Below are 21402 nucleotides of genomic sequence, written 5' to 3'. Positions count from 1 at the left end.
CACCTCTTCCCATTCCGAACAGAGAAGTTAAGCCCCTCATGGCCGATGGTACTGCACTATCATGCGGGAGAGTAGGTAGCTGCCATACTTATTAAAAAAGCCTCAGTGTTTATACACTGAGGCTTTTTTGTTTATCGGATCTTCCGGGAAAATCTCTTTGCGAATCCTTCTCTGTAAGAATATCTCCCCGGAAAATAACTCCTGTGTTACCTACTTCTTGCCTGGTTATACCATTGTGCCAGGTTCACCGCTACTCCCATATTAAAGGCCACCGGTTGAAAATAACTATTAACGTTATTCACACTGTTATTGTAATCATAGTTATCATTAAGTGGAACGGAAAACTGTAGCTGGGCCTGGAATTTCACATATTTATACCCCACACGTACTGTAAAAGCCGGTTCATAAAAACCGACAGGTTTGTCAGCTACCCGGAGGAATTTATTTTTTTCATCCGGATTGTTCTCAAATGCTTTAGTGCCCATACTGCTATTGTAGAAATTAGCAATGGTAAAGCGACTGGTGAAAACCGTTTCTACTACCCGGTGTACATAGCCGATACTAGGTTGTATAAATACCTTGCTGAAGTGATTTCTAATAGTATAATCATTAACATCCACACCAGCGCCAGTCTTATAGTCGGGGGCCAGGGTCTTGAAGCTACCGCCTCCATAACCCGCATATACATCAAACACCATTTTTTTGGATGGCCCGAAAGGTTTAAAGTAGCCAGCACCTCCTTCAATCATACTACCACGGGTAGTATTATCGAACAGGTTGCCGTTGTCAGAGCGGTCATTGCTATTTGCGGGATCTGCGGCGTTGAACCCATAGAGATATTGTCCACTGGCCATAATACCAATGTTGTCTGTTACGGCGAAGGCGCCTTGCAGATTGGTAGGCGTGATACTGCCTTTGAATTCATATTTTTCCTTTAGTACCGGCGCATTAACCATGTTAGGTACATAAATACGTTTACTACAGGCAGATAAGGTGATAATAACAGCGCATACGAGTGCTGTGTACAGAGACGGTTTCATAAAGTTGCAGGTCATATTGTTTTGTAAAGGTTATAACTGTGTTGATTCCCGTTTAATTAATTCTACCGGGAACACATAGTTCCTGGTAACTTTCACGCTTTCCTCGTGGTTAATCAATTGAACAATTGTTTCTACTGCTTTCTGCCCCATATTATACCCGGATTGTTCTATCGTGGTGAGCGATGGAGAGATAATACGGGAGGATAGATCATTGGAATATCCCACTACTTTGATTTGTTGTGGTACGGCAATGCCACGGTTCCTGGCTTCACGAATGAATGCCACGGCAGAACTATCATTGGCGGCAAACATGCCATCGGGCATTTTCTGCGCATCAAATAGTTGCTGAGCGGCGGTAGTGGCAGCGTCCATCGTAAGGTCGTGGATATATACCAGTTGCTCATCGAACGGGATATTGTATTGGGCCAACGCTTCCTTGTAGCCTGCCAGTCTTTGTTGGTAAAGGTTGCAGGAAAGCAGGCCTGAGAAATGGGCAATGCGTTTACACCCTTGTTTTATCAGGTGTTCGGTAGCCAGAAATCCACCTTTAAAGTCGTCTCCGGTAATTGTATATCCCTGGAAATCTGCAGGCACGCGATCGTAAAAAACCAGTGGAATATTGTTTTTAATGAATGGATTAAAATGATCGATATTGGTGGTAAACATGGAAGCTACTGCCAGGAGCCCGTCTACACGAAGTGAGTAAAAAGTATGTACCAGCTCCTTTTCCATAGCCACTGTTTCGTCGGACTGGCCAATAACAATACTGAATCCATACTTGTGTGCTTCATGCTGGATACCGCTGATAGCGGTACTTTGAAAGTACATAGAAGTGCGGGGCACGATAAGTCCGAGGATATTGGACCTTTTTTTCCGGAGACTGGAAGCAATCCAGTTGGGAACATACCCCATTTCGCTGGCCGCCTGTTGTACTTTTTCACGTGTTTCCATATTGATTAATGGATTATTCTGCAATGCACGTGAAACGGTTGATGCCGACAGGTTCAGTTGATGGGCGATATCGTATATCGTTATTTTGTTTGTCCTATCTTTCACTTTTTGAGGCTTCGTGAGTAAATAATGGAGCGATATTAAGCAATTTCCGGAAGAATTACGAGGCTTTGGGGTAGATGCTAAAGAAAGCCCCCTTTCCGGTTATGCGGGAAAGGGGGCAGTTATTTCGTGTATACCTGGTCGTTATTTAGGATCCAGGGCTTTGTTGATACGGGCAATAAGGTCCTGAACATGGCTGCGGGTCATGCCGTCGCCACTGGTAGCAGCACGCAGTTCTGTTCTCAGGGCTACCAGTTGTGCACGGCCAATACCAGCAGCATCTGATTTGGATGGATTGGCAACACTGCCAAACATCATATTACCAGATGGAGCCGGAGGCGCCACGAGTTCTGTGAGGTTATCTACATAAGCGCGTTGCAGGTTTCTGCGGTATACGTCTATTGGCTGGTGAGCGTATATTTCGGAGAAGATATTCTTTTTCAGGTCATTCAACATATCGATTGCTGTATAAGCCTGTGCACCCTGGGCGGCTTCTCCGCTTACCAGTTTATTGATGGTATTGGTGCTCATGAGGCGATCCAGTACCGGTTCCTGGCGGGAAAGGACGAGAGAAACGCCATCGCCACCGAAGCGACTTAACAGGTCCTGGTTGATCAGCCATTTAGGAGTGGTAAACAGCTGTTTGTTAAGGAACTGGATAGCTTCTTTCTGGGTAGCTTTTGGAACGTATTCGTACACGGTGCCGGATTGTTCTATGGTTTTAGGAGTTTCATAGATACCGCCTACGTTTTTAGCTACGTGGCCCATGTAGCGGCTAAATTGGCCGGCTATTTCCCTATAGAGCTCAGACAGGTTAGCATATCCTTCGTTTTTCACGCTGGTCCAGGCCAGGAGATTTGGCATGATATATTGAAGATTTTTTATGCCGTATCCGCTCGCAATCATGGCATTGTCACCCAAATCTTCATTTTGTGACCTTGGATCATCTGGATTGGACTCCGTACCAAACCAGTACTTCTTATCCTTCAGCTTTTCTACCGTCCATTTGTTCAGGATAGGAGTTTCGGCTTCCGGTGATTTAGCTTCCGGCAGGAGTTTGTAGCCCCATTCGATCGCCCATTTATCGTAATAGTTAATACGGGGATAGAGGTCGGCGCCGCTGATGCCATCTCCGGGTTGTGCAACATAGTTAAAGCGGGCGTAATCCATGATAGATGCGGCATGACCGTTCTTTTTCACCCATTCTTTGTCACGCAGTTTTTCCACAGGATAAGCGGAGCTGGAGCCGAAGTTATGGCGTAAACCGAGCGTATGGCCTACTTCGTGGGAGGATACAAAGCGGATCAGTTCACCCATCAGTTCATCGCTGAACTGCATATTTCGGGCGCGGGTATCGTTGGGAGAGGCCTGTACAAAGTACCAGTTGCGGAGTAAGCGCATTACGTTGTGGTACCAGTTGATATGACTTTCGATGATTTCTCCGGAGCGAGGGTCGTGTACGTGAGGACCGCTGGCGTTGGGAACATCAGAAGGTTTATAAACGATAGCAGAAAAGCGGGCATCTTCAATAGACCAGGTCGAATCTTCCTGGGGAGTAGGTGCCATTTTAGCAATAATAGCATTTTTGAAGCCGGCCTGTTCGAAGGCAGATTGCCAGTCATTTACGCCCATTATCAGGTATTTACGCCATTTTTCAGGGGTAGCAGGGTCTATATAAAACACGATGGGTTTCTTGGGTTCTACTAGTTCCCCGCGTTTATATTTCTCCATGTCTTCCGGTTTTGGTTCCAGGCGCCAGCGGGTGATCATCTGGAGTCTTTTCACGCCTTGCGGATCGGCATCAAAATCAGTTACGCTGGTAGTGAAGTAGCCTACACGTGGATCGAAGTAGCGAGGCTGCATGGGCACCTCAGGGAGTAATACGATGGAGCTGTTGAGTTCCACAGTAGCATTACCTCCTGGAGCCGGAGGCATACCCGGGCCTGCGGAGCCGCCGCTTTTGCTGTATGTTTTTACGGTTTTGATTTCGGTGTTTAACGGATAGGATTTTACATCAGAGATGTAAGACTTATCTGGTTGAACGCCACCGAGTTTCAGCATATTTTTTACCTGGCCATCGAAGAAGAGGATCTCGTTATCGCCGCTGAGGTATTCCGTCATATCAATCACGGAACCTTTTTCGTTTTTAGACAGTGCTTTCACATCGAAAGCGGCCACGATGGGTTGGAGGTTAGAGTTCCTTACGGAAGTAAACATTGGCTGGGTAGAGTCTTTGGATACTTCAGAGTAGGAGATATTTTTGAGGAAGATGCGGTTGTTGGGTCCTTTTTCGAAGCGGATCACATTTTCGTTGATAATGTCGCCGCTGAATCCCATCATCATGGCGCGTAGGCCTGCTGCGGATTTGGAGATCCTGTTTACCACGAGGATATCCCTGCCGAGGAGGGAGTCGGGGATTTCGAAGAAGAAGCGGTCGTCCAGCTTATAGATATTGAATAATCCGGAGTCGCTTTTTGCTTTATCGGTAATAACTTCTGCGAAAGGTTTAGGGCCTTGTTTGGGGCCAGGTTTAATCATGGGTGCTTTGCCGGTTGTATCTTTTGCGGGAGCAGGAGTAGTTGGCGAAGCATTTTTCGAATGTTTTTTCCGCTGTGCTGCGGCGGGCTGTAAAACTGCGGTACTCAGGCAGAGTGCTCCTGCCATGGCGAGTATCAGTTTGTGTTGAATTGGTTGGCTCATTACAGTTTGATAATTGGTTTTTGATAACTTGGTATGTTTTTTTAAAAACCTTTGCAAGTAAGTATATTAAGTATTAACTTATCAGGAAAATCCATAAGCGCAGTAAAGACTGTAGGAATGGAAAAAAAAGAGCAAAACCGGGAGCTAAGCGTTTAAACACTAGTTGTGGTGGCAACTTTTTTTATGTAAGTATTTATTGTTATAGCAGATAATAATTTCATATGGGAGTGATGGGAGATGGTATATTAATTTCCGCGGCGGTATTGAGTTTCCACTTATGAGGACAGAATTTCCAGATGTTTTATTGCTAAATCCAATTAGCTTCGGCTGAAAGTGTTGACTGGCGCGGGAAGAAATAAGTTCCCGGAATTGTAAGATTTCTGTTGGAACATTTGAATTTTTTCTTAAATTGTGCGTCCAACTTTGAAAAAAATCAAACGATTTCAATAATTGGGACAGTAACAATCAGTTGTGAGAACTGCAATATTGGTTTATTCGCTTATGTAAGTGTTTGCTCTAAAAAAATGAGTGGTCAAAAAGCCCTGTGATGGGGCTTTTACGTGTGAAAGTTAATTTTTGTGGGTTTTTTTGAGCTGCACTTGTTTTTTTGGACCAACCTTATAACTTTGCGAATCACTGAATAAAACAGTAAATTGAGTGCTGAGGGGCATTCCATGGTAACAACAATCGTATTTAGTAACTTCTAACAAACAATAGTTTAATTTTTAACACTAAAATTTCAATCAACATGGCTGAGACTAAAACAACTGTGACTGCAGCTACAGCTAAGGCATCTTCTCATCAACCTAAAAAGTCATCCAACCTGTTCGCTGCGTTGGCTGTGCCTATCTGTTTAGTGATAGGTTTTCTGTTTTACTTTTTTGTATTAGGTAACCCAGCCAACTTCCAGGGTAACAATCCAGAGGGACATCCGATTGATTCTGGTATTGGTAAATGGTTTGGTACTGTGTACAAAGGTGGATTGATCGTACCTATCCTGATCTCCGTATTACTGGTATGTCTGACTTTCGTTATTGAGCGTTTCCTTTACCTGTCTAAAGCTAAAGGTAAATTCAGTGGTTCTGAGCTGGTACGTAAAGTACAGTATCACCTGGCTAACCGCAATATAGATGCAGCTTTGGCTGAGTGTGACAAACAGAAAGGTTCTGTAGGTAACGTATTGAAAGCTGGTCTGAAAAAGTATAAAGAAATGGTGACTAACACCGAACTGGATACTGAGCAGAAGATCCTGACTATCAAAAATGAAATTGAAGAAACAACTGCATTGGAACTGCCAATGATGGAAAAGAACCTGGTGTTCCTGTCTACCATTGCTTCCGTAGCTACCCTGTTAGGTCTGTTCGGTACAGTATTGGGTATGATCCGTGCGTTTGCGGCGATGTCTACCGGTGGTGCACCAGACTCTGCACAGCTGGCAGGTGGTATCTCTGAAGCGTTGATCAACACCGCTCTGGGTATCGGTACTTCCGCTGTAGCGATCATCATGTATAACTACTTTACTACCAATATCGATAGCATCACTTACGCTATTGACGAATCTGGCTTTACTTTAACACAGAGTTTCGCTGCTAACCACAAATAATTTTGAGATTATTTTGTGGAATTTGAGCGGTTTTGAATCTAATTAAAGTAAACCATAAAAAAGAGTAAAGATGCCTAAAGTTAAAATGCCAAGGAAAAGCACCAACATCGACATGACGGCGATGTGTGATGTGGCCTTCCTGCTATTAACTTTCTTTATGCTGGCAACTAAATTCAAGCCGGATGAGCCGGTAACAGTAGTTACCCCATCCTCCATAAACACAACCCTTTTACCTGATTCTGATGTGTTGTTATTCACAGTAGATAAGGACGGAAGAGTGTTTTTCAGCATGGATGGCCAGCCGAAAAGAAGAAAGCTGATAGAAGATCTGAATACGCAGTATCATCTGGGTCTGGACGAAAAAGAAATGAGAAACTTTGTAGTTGGAGCCAGCGTAGGAGCACAAATCAAAGACCTGAAGCAATACCTGTCTCTCAGTGAAGAGCAACGTAAAACTGCCGGTCTGGATAAAGGTATCCCTACAGATTCTGCTAATGGTGAATTAGGAGCATGGATTGATTATGGTAACGCGGCACAGGGTACTAACCTGAATAAGGTAAAGTACTGTATCAAGGCGGATAACCAAACTCCTTATCCTAAGATCAAGGAAATTCTGGATACTTTCAAAAAGAAGAAAATTCAGAAGCTGAACCTGGTTACTAACCTGGAAGAAGCACCTAAAGGCACTGCAGCCTGGGAAGAACAACAGACCGCAGGCCACAAAAAGTAAACGACAGCAACTACTTCCTGACCTGGAAGGCTGTTGATTTAAGAACTAAAAAAAATTGGCTACTATGGCAGAAATGGATACCAGTAGTAGTGGTGGAAAAGGGAAGAAACACGGTGGGACGAAATCCAAGAAACAGTCTACCCGTGTAGATATGACGCCCATGGTGGATTTAGGTTTTCTGTTGATCACCTTCTTCATGCTGACCACTACCATGTCCAAGCCCAAAACAATGGACTTGATCATGCCAAAAGATACCGAGAACGAAAAGGACCAGAATAAAGTAAAAGAAAGTACGGCCCTGACTATCTTACTCGGAAAAGATAATCGAGTTTACTATTACGAAGGTTTGGCACAAGACCCTAATGCTTCTGCTAATCCTGACTTCTTCAAAGCAACCAGCTTTGCTAATACCGGAGGAATCAGAGATGAGATCATTAAGAAGAGGGACGAAGTTGCTAAACTGAGAAATGCAAAAGGTGAACCAGAAGACGTGGTAGTAATTATAAAGGCAGATAACGATGCCAATTATAAGAATTTCGTTGACATCCTCGACGAAATGGCTATCAATAGAATACAACGTTATGCAACTGTAGACATCAGTGACCAGGATAAAAAATGGATACAGTCTACTGAAGCTGCAAACGGTGTAAAATAATCGGCCAGCTGCTAAAAGTTTTGTGGAATTAATTATTTTTTTGCATCCATCATAAAACAACAACAATGGATTCTGCTAAAGTCTTAAAGTCCGATTTTCTTGATATCCTGTTTGACGGCAGGAATAAAGAATATGGGGCGTACGATTTGCGGAGACAGTATAATAAGCGTGTGCGGAATGCTATTTTGGGAACCGCGTCATTGTTTGTAATATTCTTTGCAACGTACATGATATCACAGTGGGTAAAAGCTTCCGAGGGAGATAACCTCAAGAAGCCGGTGATACAGGAAATTAAGATGGAGGATGTGAAGTTACCGGATGATCCGAAGACGCCACCTCCGCCTCCACCTCCGCCTGCGCCACCGCCACCAGTAAAGCCGTCAGTACAATTTACTCCTCCGGTTATCAAGAAAGATAACGAAGTACCACCGGATGAGGAACCTCCTAAACACGAGGATATTAAGGATAAAGCCATCAGTACTAAAACTGTGGAAGGTGATCCGAACGGTATCGATCCAGGATTACTGGAAGATAGTAAAGGTACCGGTGTGGTAACCGCTCCAGCTGCTCCTGCGAAAGAAGAGATCTTCACCTTCGTAGAACAACCTCCAACCTTCCCAGGTGGTGAGGAAGCACTGGCAAAATACCTGAGCAAAAACATCCGTTATCCACGCGTTGCGCAGGAAAATGGTATCTCAGGAACTGTATTCGTTCAGTTCGTAGTAGATTCTGAAGGAAACATTAAAGATGTAAAAACAGTAGGTGCTGCAAAAGGTGGTGGCCTGGAAGAAGAAGCTGTTCGCGTGGTGAAAACCATGCCTAAATGGAAAGCTGGTAAGCAAAATGGCCGCCAGGTTTCTGTACAGTTCAACCTCCCTATCCGCTTTACTTTGCAAGAGTAGTACTGTATAACATAGTTTTTCAAAGGTCCCGTTTCAACATCGTTGGAACGGGACCTTTGATTTTAGCAGAATTGGTGATCGCCGCTATTGTGCGTAAATTTGTGGCCTTTGGGATTATTCATAAATGAAATAAGGTATGCTGGGTAAATTAACCGGATTTGATGATACTATTGTGGCCGTTGCCACCGCACCAGGCCTCGGCGCTATTGCTGTAATAAGATTGAGCGGCCCCGCTGCCTATCCCATCTGTAATAGCCTATTTCCTGCCAAAGATCTCACCCGGCAAGCCTCCCATACCCTCCACTTCGGTAGCATCGTTGCCGAAGGCCATGTCATTGATGAAGTAGTGGTCAGCTTGTATAAGGGCCCCCGTTCCTATACCGGTGAAGATGTGATAGAAATATCCTGTCACGGATCTCCCTATATCCAGCAGCAAATCATAGATGCCACCGTTAAAGCCGGCGCCCGCCTGGCCAAGCCAGGCGAATTTACCCAACGGGCCTTTCTGAATGGTAAACTGGACCTCACCCAGGCAGAGTCCGTTGCTGACCTGATCGCCAGCAACTCCGCCGCCTCCCACCAGACGGCCATGCAGCAAATGAGAGGCGGATTCTCTAAAGAACTACATACTCTCCGAGAGCAATTAATCACCTTTTCTGCCCTTATTGAACTCGAGCTGGACTTCAGCCAGGAAGACGTGGAGTTTGCCGACCGCAGTGGCCTGTATTCGCTTGTAATCGATGCCGCTGCTGTTGTTCAGCACCTGATCGATTCCTTCCGCATGGGTAATGTGATCAAGAACGGGGTCAATACCGCCATCGTCGGTAAACCCAACGCCGGTAAATCAACTCTCCTGAATACCCTCCTCAACGAAAACAGGGCCATCGTGAGCGATATCGCCGGTACCACCCGCGACACTATCGAAGAAGTTCTCAACATAGACGGTATCCTTTTCCGCCTCATAGATACCGCCGGCATACGCGAAAGCATCGACACCATCGAAAGTATCGGCGTACAAAAAACCATGGAGAAAATTAAAGAAGCCGGCGTAGTCGTATACCTCTTTGATGTAAATGAACTAACTGTTACGGATATACGTCGACAGGTTGAGAGTTTTGAAAGCGACCAGGTCAACTACCTCCTCGTAGGTAACAAGACCGACATTAACGGAGAGGACGCTATCAAAACTAAGTTTGCCGAATTCCCCGATATTCTTTTCATCTCCGCAAAAAATCACGCGCACATCCAGGACCTCAAAGATGCCCTCGTACACAAAGTAATGGCCGGCGACATCAACACAGAAGATACCATCATCACCAATGCCCGTCACCATGCCGCGCTGCTGGAAGTGCATAAATCACTTAATGATGTGAAGACCGGTATGGACAACGGTTTGCCAGGTGATTTGCTGGCGCTGGATATCCGGCTTTGCCTGCATTACATGGGTGAGATTACAGGAGAGGTGACGAATGAAGATAGGCTGGATTATATTTTTAGTAAGTTTTGTATCGGGAAGTAATCACGTTTCCTTTAATATGCTTTTTCTTGCCTTTAGTGCTATGGTAGTGGGTTTTACTTGCTCATAGTTATGCTTTCTTTGCCTTTATTTAGCGTTTTTTAGTTGTGATGTTGGTTACTAATAAAAAAGTTAGGGAATTCGTGTCATGAATCCAGGAGTAGAACGATACGGTATGATACTCAAACGATACAGTATGATACGCAATGCACGGCAATTGTATAGACTACTATAGGTTTGCCTCATCAATAATTGCTTTTCCTAAAATTGAGGGGACCCAGTCGCAAATATCGGCCAGTCTTACCGCATAACTGACGTGTTCATTCTCTCCAATGTATACGCCAAAAACGTTAAAAGGGGCTTCGGTACCTTTGAGTAAAACAGGGGCGCCTGAGTTACCACCTCCAACTATTTCACTTAGTTCATAGAATTTCGTACCTCGAAAAATCATGGTTGGGTAAAGCTGACGACTTATTCTTCTTCGGACATATCCCTGAGTATAAATCAGTTCGGGAATAATGATGGCAGCAGGATCTAGCTTTTGTATTTCTTTCGCTGTTTCATGAGGATATCCCCAACATACATATTCAACTGCCGAGTGTTTAGCAACGGGATCAATTTTGACTATGGATTTCCATCCAGAGCCGCGGAATTTAACAATGCCAACATCCTCTGTGGGGTGCATTTCGTATTTCTCAATCTCGATGACATTCCAGTGGGTATCTACAAAGGTGCCAGCGATAGCATCTGTTGCAGAATTATGATTCTCCAATAGTTGTTCAATTACGTGAGCAGCTGTGAGAGCATAGCCATTATTTCCAATAAGGAAGCCTGTTCCGATAAGTTCTGTAAGTGCATATTCTTTGGAAGGAGGAACCGGTTTTTTCGCTTTCACCAATGCAATAAAGTAGTTTACAATTTTATCATCTTGCTGAAACATGGTTGACTGTTGTTTTTTTAAAGATAGCAATTATCTACATGAGTGCATTATTTATCGCGGGATATCACGTCTAAATGCTTGTACTTTAGTAATGGTAATGGCTTTATAACTTCTATTTAGCTAACACAATTTTTAAAAAAAATATCATACATGAGCAGTAATATTCGGCTGAATAAGGTTTGTCAGCATTGCCAACAGGAATTTGTCGCGAAAACGATGCTTACCCGGTATTGCTCGCATGTCTGCAATAGAAAGGCATATAAACAGACAAAGCGGGAAGAAAAGCTGAAATCAGCAATTGATAACGTAAGTGTACGGTCAATCACTGCACCGCCAGCTACTTCTTGGCGTAGACTGGATGATAAGCCACTCTTGAATCTTAAAGAAGCAGCGCAGGTACTAAATATCAGCCCTTTAACCCTTCGTAGATGGTTGAAAGAAGGCCGGGTCAGTAGCAATCGTATAGGCAAGAAACACCTGTTTAAAAAGCAAGACTTACTCCCTTAATATTGTGCACATCGACCGTAATCCAGGAATATGTATTTCTGCTGATCGCAAACGTGTTTTATCGGAGTAAAGTCGGCTGGAGGTGTTATGCTGCCAGAATATCATTAAACATAAAAAAAGCCTAATGAGATTAGGCTAAACGTATATTTATTTGCGAGCTGCCATTATTCTGTGGCTGCCCGGAAATCTACATAGAAATCGCAGAACCCCTTGAATATATCGTCAAGGACTTTCCTAATCATATATTTCTCGGCGTTTGAAAAGCTTTGCGGAACTTCAACCTTCTTATCATTTACTATTTTATAAGAGGGGCGCATCTGCCGGTAATAGGTAGGAGTTGAGATATTGCATTGTTGGCTGTATGACTCTTTGAATGCAATTGATAACCCATTTAACAGCGTATGAATATCGTAAAGCATATTTCCGGGATTAGCAACCGTTTCTGATTTTGGTTTAGTACTACCGTTTCTTGCTCCATCAATAAATGCAGCAAATGCTTCTTCCTGTTTACTATCGTTGCCTAGTATCTGTCTGAGATGCAACGCTTCATCAAGCGAGTTGTCATGTTTATGTGTCATAGTAGATCGATTTTTAAGGTTGTTTTTGCATCAGAAGTAGCAGGGGAGTGGAAATGCCGTGTGCTGCATTTGATAGTGCACAGATTTGTTCATATAACAGTAGCATATCGGCTCTTTTGTTTTTATCCCAGTCATCAGCATAATCACTGGTGATAGCAGCACTTAGTAATTCCCACATTAGCTTCGGAACGATATCAGGCGCTTCAAAGCATTCCACGAAGGATTTAATTGCTATTATATGTTCTTGCATAACTACGTTTTAAAGGTACCGGGAGTAGAGACTCCCGGTTGATTTTTTGTTCTATTGTATGCCCCAATGCATTATATATGTGTGATATGGATGAAAGCATTTATGCTAAAGGTCCCTGCTGTTTTAGAACTAGGCAACGATTTTTAATAATTTTTGGATTATTTTTTAAATGAGATGCTTATAAATGAAAAATGCCCCGTGGTGGGGCATTCTGCTTTAATAATGTTGTGGTCAGTGACGACATTTAACAAAGAATATCGCTATTAAAAGGCCTGTTATTATTAGGTATAGGATATTAGTTATCGTTTTTATCTGCTTTTCAGTTTCCCAGTTTTCTTTTGGTGTCATGGATTAATGGAATAAGATGAACAGTAGAATTATAGTAATGATGATAACGGATACAAGTCTGCCCTTTGCATTGCCTAAATCGAGTTCCGATGCGCATTTATCGCATAAACTCCGAAGTCCGTAATATTTTCTTGTACTGGTTGATGTGCTGCGTTTACCGTAATAAGTCCCTACGGATGATCCGGTGTTGACGGTGCGCCGGTAATCGGCGTTACGCTGGCCGCATAAATAACAGTTTGCCATGTCGGAGATTGAATTTTATGATTTTGGTAGTACAACAATCACTAATTGATTTTTTGTGAAAGAAAATGTGTTTCAAACTGAGGGTAGTTTTCACCACCATATTTTGATAAAATAATGTCAGTAGTGCACACTTTACCTTTTACAGTTGTTGCTTTCTTTAGATTACACACTTTAATTACATCGAAGACTGCATTATTGTTTACTACGACGTACCAAAACGTTGGTCCGTCTTTTTCATTTGTTTTCTTCATGTACTTTATAGTAAACGGCCCGGTTAAACTCGCCGATGTGACATACACAAGCCCAATGGGACCGCGTGTGAAATCGTTGTTATCTTCTGGTGGAGGGGCAGTAATGACTATTCTAGCTAGTTCGGTTAATCTGTATACAATTTTATCATTTTGAGCAGAAACTCGGTAATCAGACATGTAAGTTTGGGGGCCAGTTTGCGCATATGAGAAGAGCCTATTATTAGCAAGCAGACAGTAATAGATGATACTCGCTTTTTTTGTTTCATGGTTAATGGATTTGAAGTTATTTAATTGATTGTCAATTATTTATTAATTAAAGTTCCACTGTAATTATCATTTTGACAACAGTAAAATCACGCATTTATCGTATAGCAAATATCCGTCGCTAATATATGGTAAATTCTTAAAACATATCATATATGTTATGGTAACATGTATGATATAACGGCATCTTCGTGGCCGTGGGTAATGTAAGAAATCAAGCATACATAGACGCCTTTGGTAAGCATGTTAAACAGCTCCGCAACGCAAAAAAGTTGTCGAGAGAGACGGTTGCTGCCTATGCTGAGATTGAAGTGATGCAAGTGTATAGAATTGAGACGGGGAAGATCAATACTACGATTTCCACGTTGTTAGCCTTGTCAAAGGCTTTGGAGGTAGCCCCGCATGAACTTCTCAACTTTAAGTTCTGATTCAAATGTGAAATGAGTTCACCTCTTGAATACTGAATGTCGTTTTTTAAAGATGTCAACGCGTTTTTTTTGCTTCAAACGGATTTTGGGATGAATGATACCGGAAACGTATTTGAAATCGGAAAATCGCGTTATGCAACAGTAAGAAATGGCATATTCTGTTTTACACGAGATATACTCAAACGAGAAAGTGTATAGCGAAAATTTTTTCGTTTGGTGCTAAGGAATAAAGTATTCACACTTCGTGTTCATACTTCATTCCTCTTCTTTTTTTACTACTAATTATATAGAGTATATACTAGTAATAAAGAAAGGGAAATGAGGATAGCGTAGCTATACTTGTTTCCCTCTCTAGGAATAAATAAGAATACTTGTATTCTTATTTATGACTCTTTTTAGATTTTTAAAATAAAAAAAACGAAAAAAAAGTAAAAAAAACAAGAGCACACTCGATTTTTTTTGTTGAAAATGGCTGCCCATAGAAATCTAATCTCCCCTTTTGCAGATTCATTACCATGATTCGCAGCATAATCTTGAATGCTGTTTTTTTAATGTCGTAAACCATTTTTTTTTCGTTTGAAATAGATTTTCGGATGGATGATACCGGAAAGCATTTTGAATCGAAAAATTGCATAATGCAACGGTAAATTTAAATACTTCCTTTTCTTTCCTATTCTCGTGATTACTTCCGAAGTAAAGGAAGTGCGGTAATTAATATCTACTATTTAAACCTACGCATGGAATGCATTTCATGTTGTTTGAACGAAAAAGTCAGCTGAAAGTCGTGTTATAATTCGTAACCAGAAAAACGACTAAACATGAAGATTTATCTGCTGAAGCGTAAAAGCACTATTTCCGAAGAAAGTGGGAAAGTCCGTAAGACAAGTTTATACCTTGCTTATCATTATGGCCCTCATCAACCACGTGAGTATGAATTTCTGAACCTTTATCTTTATGAAAAGCCCCGAACACAGCTAGAAAGAGATCATAATAAGCAAACTACACTTCTCGCCGAAACGATAAAAGCCAAAAAGATACTAGTAGCTAATAGCAGCCAGCACGGATTTATCAGCCCAATATTAGGGAAAACCAGCTTTATTGGATTTTTCAAAAAAGTGATGGAAACGAAGACTGATTCTGAAGGTAATAAAGGTTGTTGGGATAGCGCATATAAGCACCTTCTTGCTTTTTCCAATGGTAAAGACATTATCATGGACCAGGTGAATGAAATGTTTCTTGAACGGTTTAAAGAATATCTGTTAACCACTAAGGCCAGACGCGGAAATAAAGAAAGGAAGTTGGCTGTAAATACAGCACTCTCATATTATACGAAAGTTAAAGCTGCGATTAAAGAAGCACATATCAAAAAGCTTCTGCGTGAAAATCCAGTAACGAGAGTAAAAGGCATTAAAGCGGCTGAAACACATCGGCAGTATCTAATTTTTGAAGAATTGCAAGTACTTATGAATACGGAATGCGATGTGCCGATCTTGAAGCAAGCATTTTTATTTAGTGCACTCACTGGCCTTCGGTTTTCTGATATACACGCCCTGAGATGGAATAATATTCAATACAGCGAAGCTGATGGTTGGTGTATACAGTTCACTCAGAAGAAAACAAAAAGCGCGGAAACGTTGCCTATCCACGAGCAGGCGGTAGAACTGCTTGAAGAAAAACGTATTGATGATGGCAGAGTGTTTGAAGGTCTACAATATAGTGCATGGCACAATGTAAAACTGCGGGAATGGGTAAGTGCTGCCGGAATTAATAAGAAGATTACCTTTCATTGTGCACGTTATAGTTTTGCGACCTTACAGCTGAGTATGAATACCGATATATATACTGTTTCAAAGCTGCTTGGACATAAAAACCTGAAAACTACTGAAATATATGGCAAGGTCATAAACAAAAGAAAAATTGAGGCGGCGAATAAGATTCCGCTATTAACTTCTAATAAATAATCAGTTTTACCATTAAAAAGATCGTAAATGCAGACCGTTTCAATTAATATACATGCAACGTGGTTGATATATTGCACGAATTACGTGAAATTAAAAGGAGCCTTCTTTTGAATAAAAAGATGCTCACACTTGAAGAGTTTTGTAGCTATACAGGTATTGCTAAAAGCTATGCATATAAATTGACTTCTTCAGGGAAAATCAAGTTTTACCGTCCTTTTGGCAAGTTGATTTATTTTGATATTGAAGATGTGGTTTCACTTCTGAAACAGAATTCAGTTGAGTCCATTGATTGCCGATAAGGAATCAAACATCTATTATGACAGCCGCCTGAAGGTATTTAATGTAGAATTATTAAAATATGGGAAGGTGCGATAGTTTGCCTTCCCATATTAAATAATGCAGTCTTTAATTGGCGTCGATATATTCGCGTTTGTAATAGTCAATGCATTGATTTTTAATTCGTTCGTATATCTCTGCCATCTTTTTATGATCATGTAGATTACCATGTTGGTTTGTTAGTTTCCAGTAGTTAACAAAGAATCGCTTACCAGGGATGCCTTCTGGGTTTACAACCAAACCGTTTATTAAAGGTCTACCAGCAGCAAATTCTTCTTTGCCAATAGCGGTTAAAACTGGTTCAAGCAATTTCAGATTTTCTTTGCTGTACTCAAACCCGATTGCCTGTAAAACTTGATAATAGCGGATTTTTCCAGTAGCCTTTGCAGTTTCAATCAGCACTGATTTGATAATTTGCTTTTTCATACACCTTGTTTTTCACAAAGGTATACCTGCAATGTATAGTCAAGTCATTTGTTAAGGATAGATAAGTATATTGCGTTTGATTTTATAATTTAATGTGTTACATATGTAATTTTTAATTATCCTTATTGCATTATCTTATTAAAACTATGATAGTTATTGTTGAATAACACAAAACTTCGATTTGAAGTAGTTTCCAGTAACAGAATTTTATGTAGTCTTTGAATAAAGTGAAATCAAATACTTTAAATTCAGCAGAATTAATTATAATTTAGTGGCTTATATATAAATATTATATGGATAAAGTTGCCTATTGCATAAGCAAAATGACATTAGTTGCCAATAAGGTGGTTCAGGATTTTATTGCAGAGAATGAGCCCAAGAGAGATTTAAATATAAATGATTTGAAACTAAAGTTTCAAGCCTTCAAAGGTGATCTAATCCAGGATGTAAATAAATATATGCAACAATGCCTATTGGAGGGGGCTGATCAAAATGAATTAACGAAGGGCACTATGGATGTTATTTCAGATGCCAGTAACCACGTTACACATTTTATTCGACTTCATTTTGATATTGACATAAGAGAGTGAAATCGCTTAGTTAAGTATTATTAATAATAGTATGTGATGGAAATCTGTTCACAGTTTTGTTACGATTCATTCACCCCCCCACTTTTATTTCCCCTGAAACCCGCGAAATAACAGGCGACATAACACCCGCGGGCCGTTTCTGTATCGGGAAGTAAGATAGTTTCCTTTAATATACTTTTTCTTGCCTTTAGTGCTATGGTAGCGGGTTTTGCCTGCTAATGGTAGTGCTTTCTTTGCCTTTAATTATCGTTTTCTTGTTGTGATGTTGGTTACTAATGGAAAAGTTTGGGAATTCGTGTCATGAATCCGGGGGTGGAATGATACGTAATGATACTCAAACGATACGGTATGATACGCAATGATACATTTTGCCTCTTCTGATTAGTGATCAGGAACAACGCTAATAAGATCGCTTTCAAGCAGTGCTTTATCTATATCTGTTTCGGGTTTCAAGTACCTCAATAAATATACGCCCAGTGGCTCAACCTTATATTTTGGAAGATTATCATCTATATTTCTTTGGACAGTAAATTCTAAGTCATAAATGGCGTAAATCAATCTTGACTCGCCATATTTCACATAATTTATACCTAGTGCCACAGGCATTTCGCAAGTGAGATAATCGGTCTTGTTATACTTAATAAACAATGAATCAAAATTGTATTTATAGGATAAGTATGTTGTCATAGGAGTTACAAACCATGTTTTGTCGTGAATGCGTATTCTTGGGTTACTTACTTCATTTTTTAAAAGTGGATGCCAGTAAACATTTGCAAATTGAAATAACATATCACCAGGGATTATGTTATCCACCTTAAATAAACCATTGCTTTTATCATGAAGTTTAAATGATAATATAGGATATTGCTCTCCCTGGAATGTGTATATGCTTTGTTTGAGTGCAATATTTGAGGATATAATCTGGGAAAAAGTAAGGATTAAGCCGCTAAAGCCAATTACAATAGTGAGAAAATTTATTGCATATTGATATTTCTTTAATGCCTCATTAAGTAGCTCAAAGTACCCCCTTTTTTTGCGACGCATACTTATATTTTATTTTAGAGAATCAAATAATATTTAAAATTATCGATTGTTTTCTACATAAAAATTGAGGTCTTTATCAGTTTATATAGGAACCTAAAAATCGAAAATGTACAATGAGCAGCAATATACGACTGAATAAGGTTTGCCAGCATTGCCAACAGGAGTTTATCGCTAAAACGATGCTTACCCGGTATTGCTCCCATGCCTGCAATAGAAAAGCGTATAAACAGGCGAAGCGGGAGGAAAAGCTGAAATCCGCTATACATGACGTAAGTGTACAGCCAACTATTTTGTCAACAGCTATTTCCTGGCATACACTGGAAGATAAACTGCTCTTAAATCTTAAAGAAGCAGCGCAGTTGCTTAATATCAGTCCTCTAACGCTTCGTAGATGGCTAAAAGACGGAATTATTACAAGTAGTCGGCTGGGTAAAAAGCATTTATTTGATCGGGTAGAAATTAAAATGAAGCTGGCGGCTTCTTCATAGCTGCTTATCAGAAATGCGTCTTTTGCTGTGAGAAATCGTGTTATTTTCGATTCAAATATATTTTAAGGCTGATCGTACCGGAAAGATGAAAAATCGAAAAATATCCATGTTTACACTTTAGAACAGCGTATCATGGTTTTTATTCAAAAACCGATTGAGTTGATCGTTTGTTTCAATATATTTCTGATAGACTTCCTTATATTTTATTTGCAAGGCGTTGTACTGCCTTTTTAAGTCCTCATGTCGTTTTTGTAATTGATGTACTTCTGTCTGCATTCGGAGCGCATTTAAGTGATTACAATAGCGCTTCAACATAATATGCTTGTCTTTTAAATCGCTGTATGCCTGCGAAAGACATTCTTCGTTTGTCATGGTTCTGCTAATAAGGTGTGAGAATTTTCGTTGTGCATTGTAGGATAGCTAAGGCAGTATTGGAGATAGAAAAGACTACAATCATCTTGGTGAAAAAATCCTGTTTTATTGGCAAGACTTAATACAGTAACATTGTGCTCATAGCCCTTTATCCTTGAATATGTATTCTTGCTGATCGTAAGCGTGTTTTATCATGTCAAACCCGTTTTTAGTGTTATGCTACATCAAATCGATTAAGCATAAAAAAAGCCTAATGGGATTAGGCTAAATACATATTTATATGTGAGATGTTATTATTCAATGGATTTCCGGACTTCTGCATAGAAGTCAAAAAATGCTTTAAATACATCATCAAGAACTTTCTGAATCATATATTTCTCGGCGTTTGAGAAGCTTTGCAGAATTTCAACTTTCGTATTATTTACTATTTTATAAGATGGTCGCATCTACCGGTAGTAGGTGGGGGTTGATATATTACATTGTTGACTATACGACTCTTTAAATGCAATAGGAAGCCCTCCGAGCATTGTGTGGATATCGTGGATTGGGTAAAGGGACTGGAGAATGGTTTGGATTGTTCAGTGGATGAATATGTTACCTGGTATATGCAGCAGAAGGTTTTTAAGAGTTAGTTTGAACTGTTCGGAATTTCCGAACGGTTAACTATTTCCGTTTTGGAAATAGTTCAGATGTCTGATTGGTGAGAGGAAGAAAGTCCTATGGAAGCTAAGAAATTCGGAATTCCCGAATTTTATGTTTGTTTACTTTTTTCTGGTGTTTACGATTCGTAAACACCAGAAAAAAGTAAACACTTAATCAATTTGCCTCAGATAGTCTTGACCAAGCTTTTCAGGTGTTCGATTTTATTGTAAAACGAATTTGGTCTACTGTAAAACAGATTATTTTGATAAAATATACTGTAAAACGATTGGATTGTATCCAGATCGCATTTAAAAATGAAATTGAATCCGGTATATTGCTCAGGTGCTTGTTGTCATTTTAAATGCAAAGGCTATATAGCGGAGAAGTTATTAATTTGTAAATTGAGTTGTTGCTAAAAATGCAACAACTTGTTAATTCTATTACTATAAAGCAATAGTATGCCCCAAACAAATATTGCCCAAAGGAAATATAACGAAATACGAAAACGGGCCTTTGAGAATTTCATTAATATTCGCTTGTTCCATTTTTTTATACAGAATCCGGCTATTCCAGAGCCCAACATTGATGAACTGATTAAGCTTTCTATTCAGAAAGAAATGTATGATTTATACGGGCGTTGCCACCAGATGCCTTCCTCACTTGTTGTACCGCATTATCCCCATATTAAAATTGGGGAGCTGGATAAATTGTATAAGAATTGGTATGACAAAAATACTCAGCACACGTCTGCATTAGAGAAGGTCTTTCAGGAACAGCATTTCTTTTCAAAAGAGGAATTCATTAAATTCTATGGTGCTGATGAAATTGATCGGTCTTGCACCTATTGTAAGGTTCTTGAATCTGAAATTGAAGAACTGGCGGAACATGGCTGGATCAGGACTAAGCGCCATCTTACAAGGGGGAGGACAATGGAATTAGATAGGAAAGATCCCTTTTTACCGTATACAAAGGATAATGTGGCTCTTTGTTGCTATTGGTGCAATAATGCAAAAACTGATGAGTTTTCGATTAATGAATTTGCAGGCATTGGAAATGCCATGACTAGAATTTGGATTGACAGACTCCGAAAAATTGATAAAGAGAAGAAAATGATCTAATAATTATGAGTATGATAGGTATGTCTTATGAACTAGAAAAGAGTATTTGGACAGAGGAGGATTTTGAAGTTATGAGCTGGCATGATTCCCAGATATATAAAATGGCCTTAAAGGAAGACCTTGAATTTGATATTGACTATATATTTAAATGGAATCAGCCAGACCTTGAGGGGTTACTGTCAAGCAAAGAGTATATCGAGGCCCAGGAGAAAATCTTTGAGCATTATGAAAACGTCAAAAAACGACACTTGAAGAGGCAGGAAATGAAGGAATTGAATTTACGTAGAGAAAATCATCAGGTAGAAACGAAGGAGTATCTTCTTAAGAAAAAGGGAATAAATGAAATGATTGATTTTTATGACTATTGGTTAAAGGGAACGGACTTTGAAAAATGGTAGCAGATGCCAGTTTGTCGAA

22 protein-coding genes and 1 rRNA gene are annotated in these 21402 nt (G+C 40.3%); 14 read left to right on the top strand and 9 right to left on the bottom strand.

Annotated features, from left to right (window positions below; genetic code table 11):
- Nucleotides 1-88: ribosomal RNA gene (rrf, locus tag FHW36_RS28210) — 5S ribosomal RNA — on the top strand; the annotation flags it as partial.
- A gap of 118 nt (nucleotides 89-206) precedes the next feature.
- On the opposite strand, the gene FHW36_RS28205 is transcribed toward rrf, so the two are convergent.
- From FHW36_RS28205 to FHW36_RS28195, 3 genes are all read right to left on the bottom strand, one after another.
- Nucleotides 207-1040 carry a hypothetical protein gene (locus FHW36_RS28205; protein WP_145674432.1) on the bottom strand — a complete coding sequence of 278 codons (834 nt, stop codon included), beginning with the start codon at nucleotides 1038-1040 and terminating at the stop codon, nucleotides 207-209.
- A 30-nt stretch (nucleotides 1041-1070) separates the two neighbouring features.
- Entirely contained in the window at nucleotides 1071-2096 is a 1026-nt protein-coding gene (locus FHW36_RS28200) for a LacI family DNA-binding transcriptional regulator (RefSeq protein ID WP_168766164.1), read from the bottom strand.
- A gap of 141 nt (nucleotides 2097-2237) precedes the next feature.
- Nucleotides 2238-4793, bottom strand: coding sequence for a zinc-dependent metalloprotease (locus FHW36_RS28195; RefSeq protein WP_246121245.1), 2556 nt, complete (start codon nucleotides 4791-4793; stop codon nucleotides 2238-2240).
- A gap of 748 nt (nucleotides 4794-5541) precedes the next feature.
- On the opposite strand from FHW36_RS28195, the gene FHW36_RS28190 reads away from it, so the two are divergent.
- The 5 genes from FHW36_RS28190 to mnmE all read left to right on the top strand — a co-directional run bounded on the left by FHW36_RS28190 (nucleotide 5542) and on the right by mnmE (nucleotide 10202).
- Nucleotides 5542-6396, top strand: coding sequence for a MotA/TolQ/ExbB proton channel family protein (locus tag FHW36_RS28190; protein WP_145674423.1), 855 nt, complete (start codon nucleotides 5542-5544; stop codon nucleotides 6394-6396).
- 70 nt (nucleotides 6397-6466) lie between these two features.
- Nucleotides 6467-7126, top strand: coding sequence for an ExbD/TolR family protein (locus FHW36_RS28185; RefSeq protein WP_145674417.1), 660 nt, complete (start codon nucleotides 6467-6469; stop codon nucleotides 7124-7126).
- A 64-nt stretch (nucleotides 7127-7190) separates the two neighbouring features.
- Nucleotides 7191-7781: an ExbD/TolR family protein gene (locus tag FHW36_RS28180; protein WP_145674411.1), complete on the top strand. Its 591-nt coding sequence runs from the start codon at nucleotides 7191-7193 to the stop codon at nucleotides 7779-7781.
- A gap of 227 nt (nucleotides 7782-8008) precedes the next feature.
- Nucleotides 8009-8683, top strand: coding sequence for an energy transducer TonB (locus tag FHW36_RS28175; protein WP_186452646.1), 675 nt, complete (start codon nucleotides 8009-8011; stop codon nucleotides 8681-8683).
- 136 nt (nucleotides 8684-8819) lie between these two features.
- Nucleotides 8820-10202 carry a tRNA uridine-5-carboxymethylaminomethyl(34) synthesis GTPase MnmE gene (gene mnmE / locus FHW36_RS28170; RefSeq protein ID WP_145674398.1) on the top strand — a complete coding sequence of 461 codons (1383 nt, stop codon included), beginning with the start codon at nucleotides 8820-8822 and terminating at the stop codon, nucleotides 10200-10202.
- Between the two features lie 226 nt (nucleotides 10203-10428).
- On the opposite strand, the gene FHW36_RS28165 is transcribed toward mnmE, so the two are convergent.
- Nucleotides 10429-11139, bottom strand: a complete 711-nt coding sequence (locus FHW36_RS28165; protein ID WP_145674395.1) for a trypsin-like peptidase domain-containing protein — start codon at nucleotides 11137-11139, stop codon at nucleotides 10429-10431.
- Between the two features lie 150 nt (nucleotides 11140-11289).
- Here FHW36_RS28165 and FHW36_RS28160 point away from each other — a divergent pair, with 150 nt between their 5' ends.
- On the top strand, nucleotides 11290-11646 hold the full coding sequence (locus FHW36_RS28160; protein ID WP_145674393.1) for a helix-turn-helix domain-containing protein: 357 nt from the start codon (nucleotides 11290-11292) through the stop codon (nucleotides 11644-11646).
- Between the two features lie 164 nt (nucleotides 11647-11810).
- On the opposite strand, the gene FHW36_RS28155 is transcribed toward FHW36_RS28160, so the two are convergent.
- The 3 genes from FHW36_RS28155 to FHW36_RS28145 form a co-directional block, all read right to left on the bottom strand.
- Nucleotides 11811-12224: a hypothetical protein gene (locus FHW36_RS28155; protein ID WP_145674390.1), complete on the bottom strand. Its 414-nt coding sequence runs from the start codon at nucleotides 12222-12224 to the stop codon at nucleotides 11811-11813.
- Nucleotides 12225-12237: 13 nt separating this feature from the next.
- Nucleotides 12238-12474 (bottom strand): hypothetical protein, encoded by a 237-nt coding sequence (locus FHW36_RS28150; protein ID WP_145674389.1) that lies wholly within the window; start codon nucleotides 12472-12474, stop codon nucleotides 12238-12240.
- A 632-nt stretch (nucleotides 12475-13106) separates the two neighbouring features.
- On the bottom strand, nucleotides 13107-13493 hold the full coding sequence (locus tag FHW36_RS28145) for a hypothetical protein (protein ID WP_145674384.1): 387 nt from the start codon (nucleotides 13491-13493) through the stop codon (nucleotides 13107-13109).
- A 278-nt stretch (nucleotides 13494-13771) separates the two neighbouring features.
- Between FHW36_RS28145 and FHW36_RS31110 the strand changes: the two genes are divergently transcribed.
- The 3 genes from FHW36_RS31110 to FHW36_RS31105 all read left to right on the top strand — a co-directional run bounded on the left by FHW36_RS31110 (nucleotide 13772) and on the right by FHW36_RS31105 (nucleotide 16268).
- A complete protein-coding gene (locus FHW36_RS31110) occupies nucleotides 13772-14008 on the top strand; it encodes a helix-turn-helix domain-containing protein (RefSeq protein WP_186452645.1) in 237 nt (78 codons plus the stop codon).
- Nucleotides 14009-14826: 818 nt separating this feature from the next.
- The gene (locus FHW36_RS28135) at nucleotides 14827-15969 is read left to right on the top strand and encodes a site-specific integrase (RefSeq protein ID WP_145674380.1); all 1143 of its coding nucleotides are present in this window, start codon (nucleotides 14827-14829) and stop codon (nucleotides 15967-15969) included.
- 119 nt (nucleotides 15970-16088) lie between these two features.
- Nucleotides 16089-16268, top strand: a complete 180-nt coding sequence (locus tag FHW36_RS31105) for a helix-turn-helix domain-containing protein (protein WP_145674459.1) — start codon at nucleotides 16089-16091, stop codon at nucleotides 16266-16268.
- A 106-nt stretch (nucleotides 16269-16374) separates the two neighbouring features.
- Here the strand turns inward: FHW36_RS31105 and FHW36_RS28125 are convergent, their stop codons facing one another.
- On the bottom strand, nucleotides 16375-16731 hold the full coding sequence (locus FHW36_RS28125; protein ID WP_145674374.1) for a hypothetical protein: 357 nt from the start codon (nucleotides 16729-16731) through the stop codon (nucleotides 16375-16377).
- 293 nt (nucleotides 16732-17024) lie between these two features.
- On the opposite strand from FHW36_RS28125, the gene FHW36_RS28120 reads away from it, so the two are divergent.
- Entirely contained in the window at nucleotides 17025-17321 is a 297-nt protein-coding gene (locus tag FHW36_RS28120; protein WP_145674372.1) for a hypothetical protein, read from the top strand.
- 381 nt (nucleotides 17322-17702) lie between these two features.
- Here FHW36_RS28120 and FHW36_RS28115 read toward each other — a convergent pair whose 3' ends face one another.
- Nucleotides 17703-18365 carry a hypothetical protein gene (locus FHW36_RS28115; protein WP_145674371.1) on the bottom strand — a complete coding sequence of 221 codons (663 nt, stop codon included), beginning with the start codon at nucleotides 18363-18365 and terminating at the stop codon, nucleotides 17703-17705.
- Nucleotides 18366-18478: 113 nt separating this feature from the next.
- Here FHW36_RS28115 and FHW36_RS28110 point away from each other — a divergent pair, with 113 nt between their 5' ends.
- The 3 genes from FHW36_RS28110 to FHW36_RS28100 all read left to right on the top strand — a co-directional run bounded on the left by FHW36_RS28110 (nucleotide 18479) and on the right by FHW36_RS28100 (nucleotide 21383).
- The gene (locus tag FHW36_RS28110; RefSeq protein WP_145674370.1) at nucleotides 18479-18853 is read left to right on the top strand and encodes a helix-turn-helix domain-containing protein; all 375 of its coding nucleotides are present in this window, start codon (nucleotides 18479-18481) and stop codon (nucleotides 18851-18853) included.
- Between the two features lie 1472 nt (nucleotides 18854-20325).
- Nucleotides 20326-20985 carry a hypothetical protein gene (locus tag FHW36_RS28105; RefSeq protein ID WP_145674366.1) on the top strand — a complete coding sequence of 220 codons (660 nt, stop codon included), beginning with the start codon at nucleotides 20326-20328 and terminating at the stop codon, nucleotides 20983-20985.
- Nucleotides 20986-20990: 5 nt separating this feature from the next.
- The gene (locus FHW36_RS28100) at nucleotides 20991-21383 is read left to right on the top strand and encodes a hypothetical protein (protein WP_222429206.1); all 393 of its coding nucleotides are present in this window, start codon (nucleotides 20991-20993) and stop codon (nucleotides 21381-21383) included.
- Nucleotides 21384-21402 lie beyond the last annotated feature (19 nt).

The sequence above is a fragment of the Chitinophaga polysaccharea genome (assembly GCF_007829335.1).
Taxonomy (GTDB): Bacteria; Bacteroidota; Bacteroidia; order Chitinophagales; family Chitinophagaceae; genus Chitinophaga; species Chitinophaga polysaccharea_B.
The sequence above is the reverse complement of the archived record's forward strand: the minus strand, read 5'-3'. Positions and strand labels throughout refer to the sequence as shown.

What these genes read in the sequence shown, in the direction of transcription:
- FHW36_RS28180 (WP_145674411.1), top strand. Translation starts at nt 7,191, where the DNA reads ATGGCAGAAATGGATACCAGTAGTAGTGGTGGAAAAGGGAAGAAACAC.
- FHW36_RS28185 (WP_145674417.1), top strand. Translation starts at nt 6,467, where the DNA reads ATGCCTAAAGTTAAAATGCCAAGGAAAAGCACCAACATCGACATGACG.
- FHW36_RS28205 (WP_145674432.1), bottom strand. Translation starts at nt 1,040, where the DNA reads ATGAAACCGTCTCTGTACACAGCACTCGTATGCGCTGTTATTATCACC.
- FHW36_RS28115 (WP_145674371.1), bottom strand. Translation starts at nt 18,365, where the DNA reads ATGCGTCGCAAAAAAAGGGGGTACTTTGAGCTACTTAATGAGGCATTA.
- FHW36_RS28110 (WP_145674370.1), top strand. Translation starts at nt 18,479, where the DNA reads ATGAGCAGCAATATACGACTGAATAAGGTTTGCCAGCATTGCCAACAG.
- FHW36_RS28150 (WP_145674389.1), bottom strand. Translation starts at nt 12,474, where the DNA reads ATGCAAGAACATATAATAGCAATTAAATCCTTCGTGGAATGCTTTGAA.
- FHW36_RS28165 (WP_145674395.1), bottom strand. Translation starts at nt 11,139, where the DNA reads ATGTTTCAGCAAGATGATAAAATTGTAAACTACTTTATTGCATTGGTG.
- FHW36_RS28100 (WP_222429206.1), top strand. Translation starts at nt 20,991, where the DNA reads ATGAGTATGATAGGTATGTCTTATGAACTAGAAAAGAGTATTTGGACA.
- FHW36_RS28145 (WP_145674384.1), bottom strand. Translation starts at nt 13,493, where the DNA reads ATGTCTGATTACCGAGTTTCTGCTCAAAATGATAAAATTGTATACAGA.
- FHW36_RS28155 (WP_145674390.1), bottom strand. Translation starts at nt 12,224, where the DNA reads ATGACACATAAACATGACAACTCGCTTGATGAAGCGTTGCATCTCAGA.
- FHW36_RS28190 (WP_145674423.1), top strand. Translation starts at nt 5,542, where the DNA reads ATGGCTGAGACTAAAACAACTGTGACTGCAGCTACAGCTAAGGCATCT.
- mnmE (WP_145674398.1), top strand. Translation starts at nt 8,820, where the DNA reads ATGCTGGGTAAATTAACCGGATTTGATGATACTATTGTGGCCGTTGCC.
- FHW36_RS28105 (WP_145674366.1), top strand. Translation starts at nt 20,326, where the DNA reads ATGCCCCAAACAAATATTGCCCAAAGGAAATATAACGAAATACGAAAA.
- FHW36_RS28160 (WP_145674393.1), top strand. Translation starts at nt 11,290, where the DNA reads ATGAGCAGTAATATTCGGCTGAATAAGGTTTGTCAGCATTGCCAACAG.
- FHW36_RS31105 (WP_145674459.1), top strand. Translation starts at nt 16,089, where the DNA reads ATGCTCACACTTGAAGAGTTTTGTAGCTATACAGGTATTGCTAAAAGC.
- FHW36_RS28135 (WP_145674380.1), top strand. Translation starts at nt 14,827, where the DNA reads ATGAAGATTTATCTGCTGAAGCGTAAAAGCACTATTTCCGAAGAAAGT.
- FHW36_RS28125 (WP_145674374.1), bottom strand. Translation starts at nt 16,731, where the DNA reads ATGAAAAAGCAAATTATCAAATCAGTGCTGATTGAAACTGCAAAGGCT.
- FHW36_RS28195 (WP_246121245.1), bottom strand. Translation starts at nt 4,793, where the DNA reads ATGAGCCAACCAATTCAACACAAACTGATACTCGCCATGGCAGGAGCA.
- FHW36_RS28175 (WP_186452646.1), top strand. Translation starts at nt 8,009, where the DNA reads ATGATATCACAGTGGGTAAAAGCTTCCGAGGGAGATAACCTCAAGAAG.
- FHW36_RS28120 (WP_145674372.1), top strand. Translation starts at nt 17,025, where the DNA reads ATGGATAAAGTTGCCTATTGCATAAGCAAAATGACATTAGTTGCCAAT.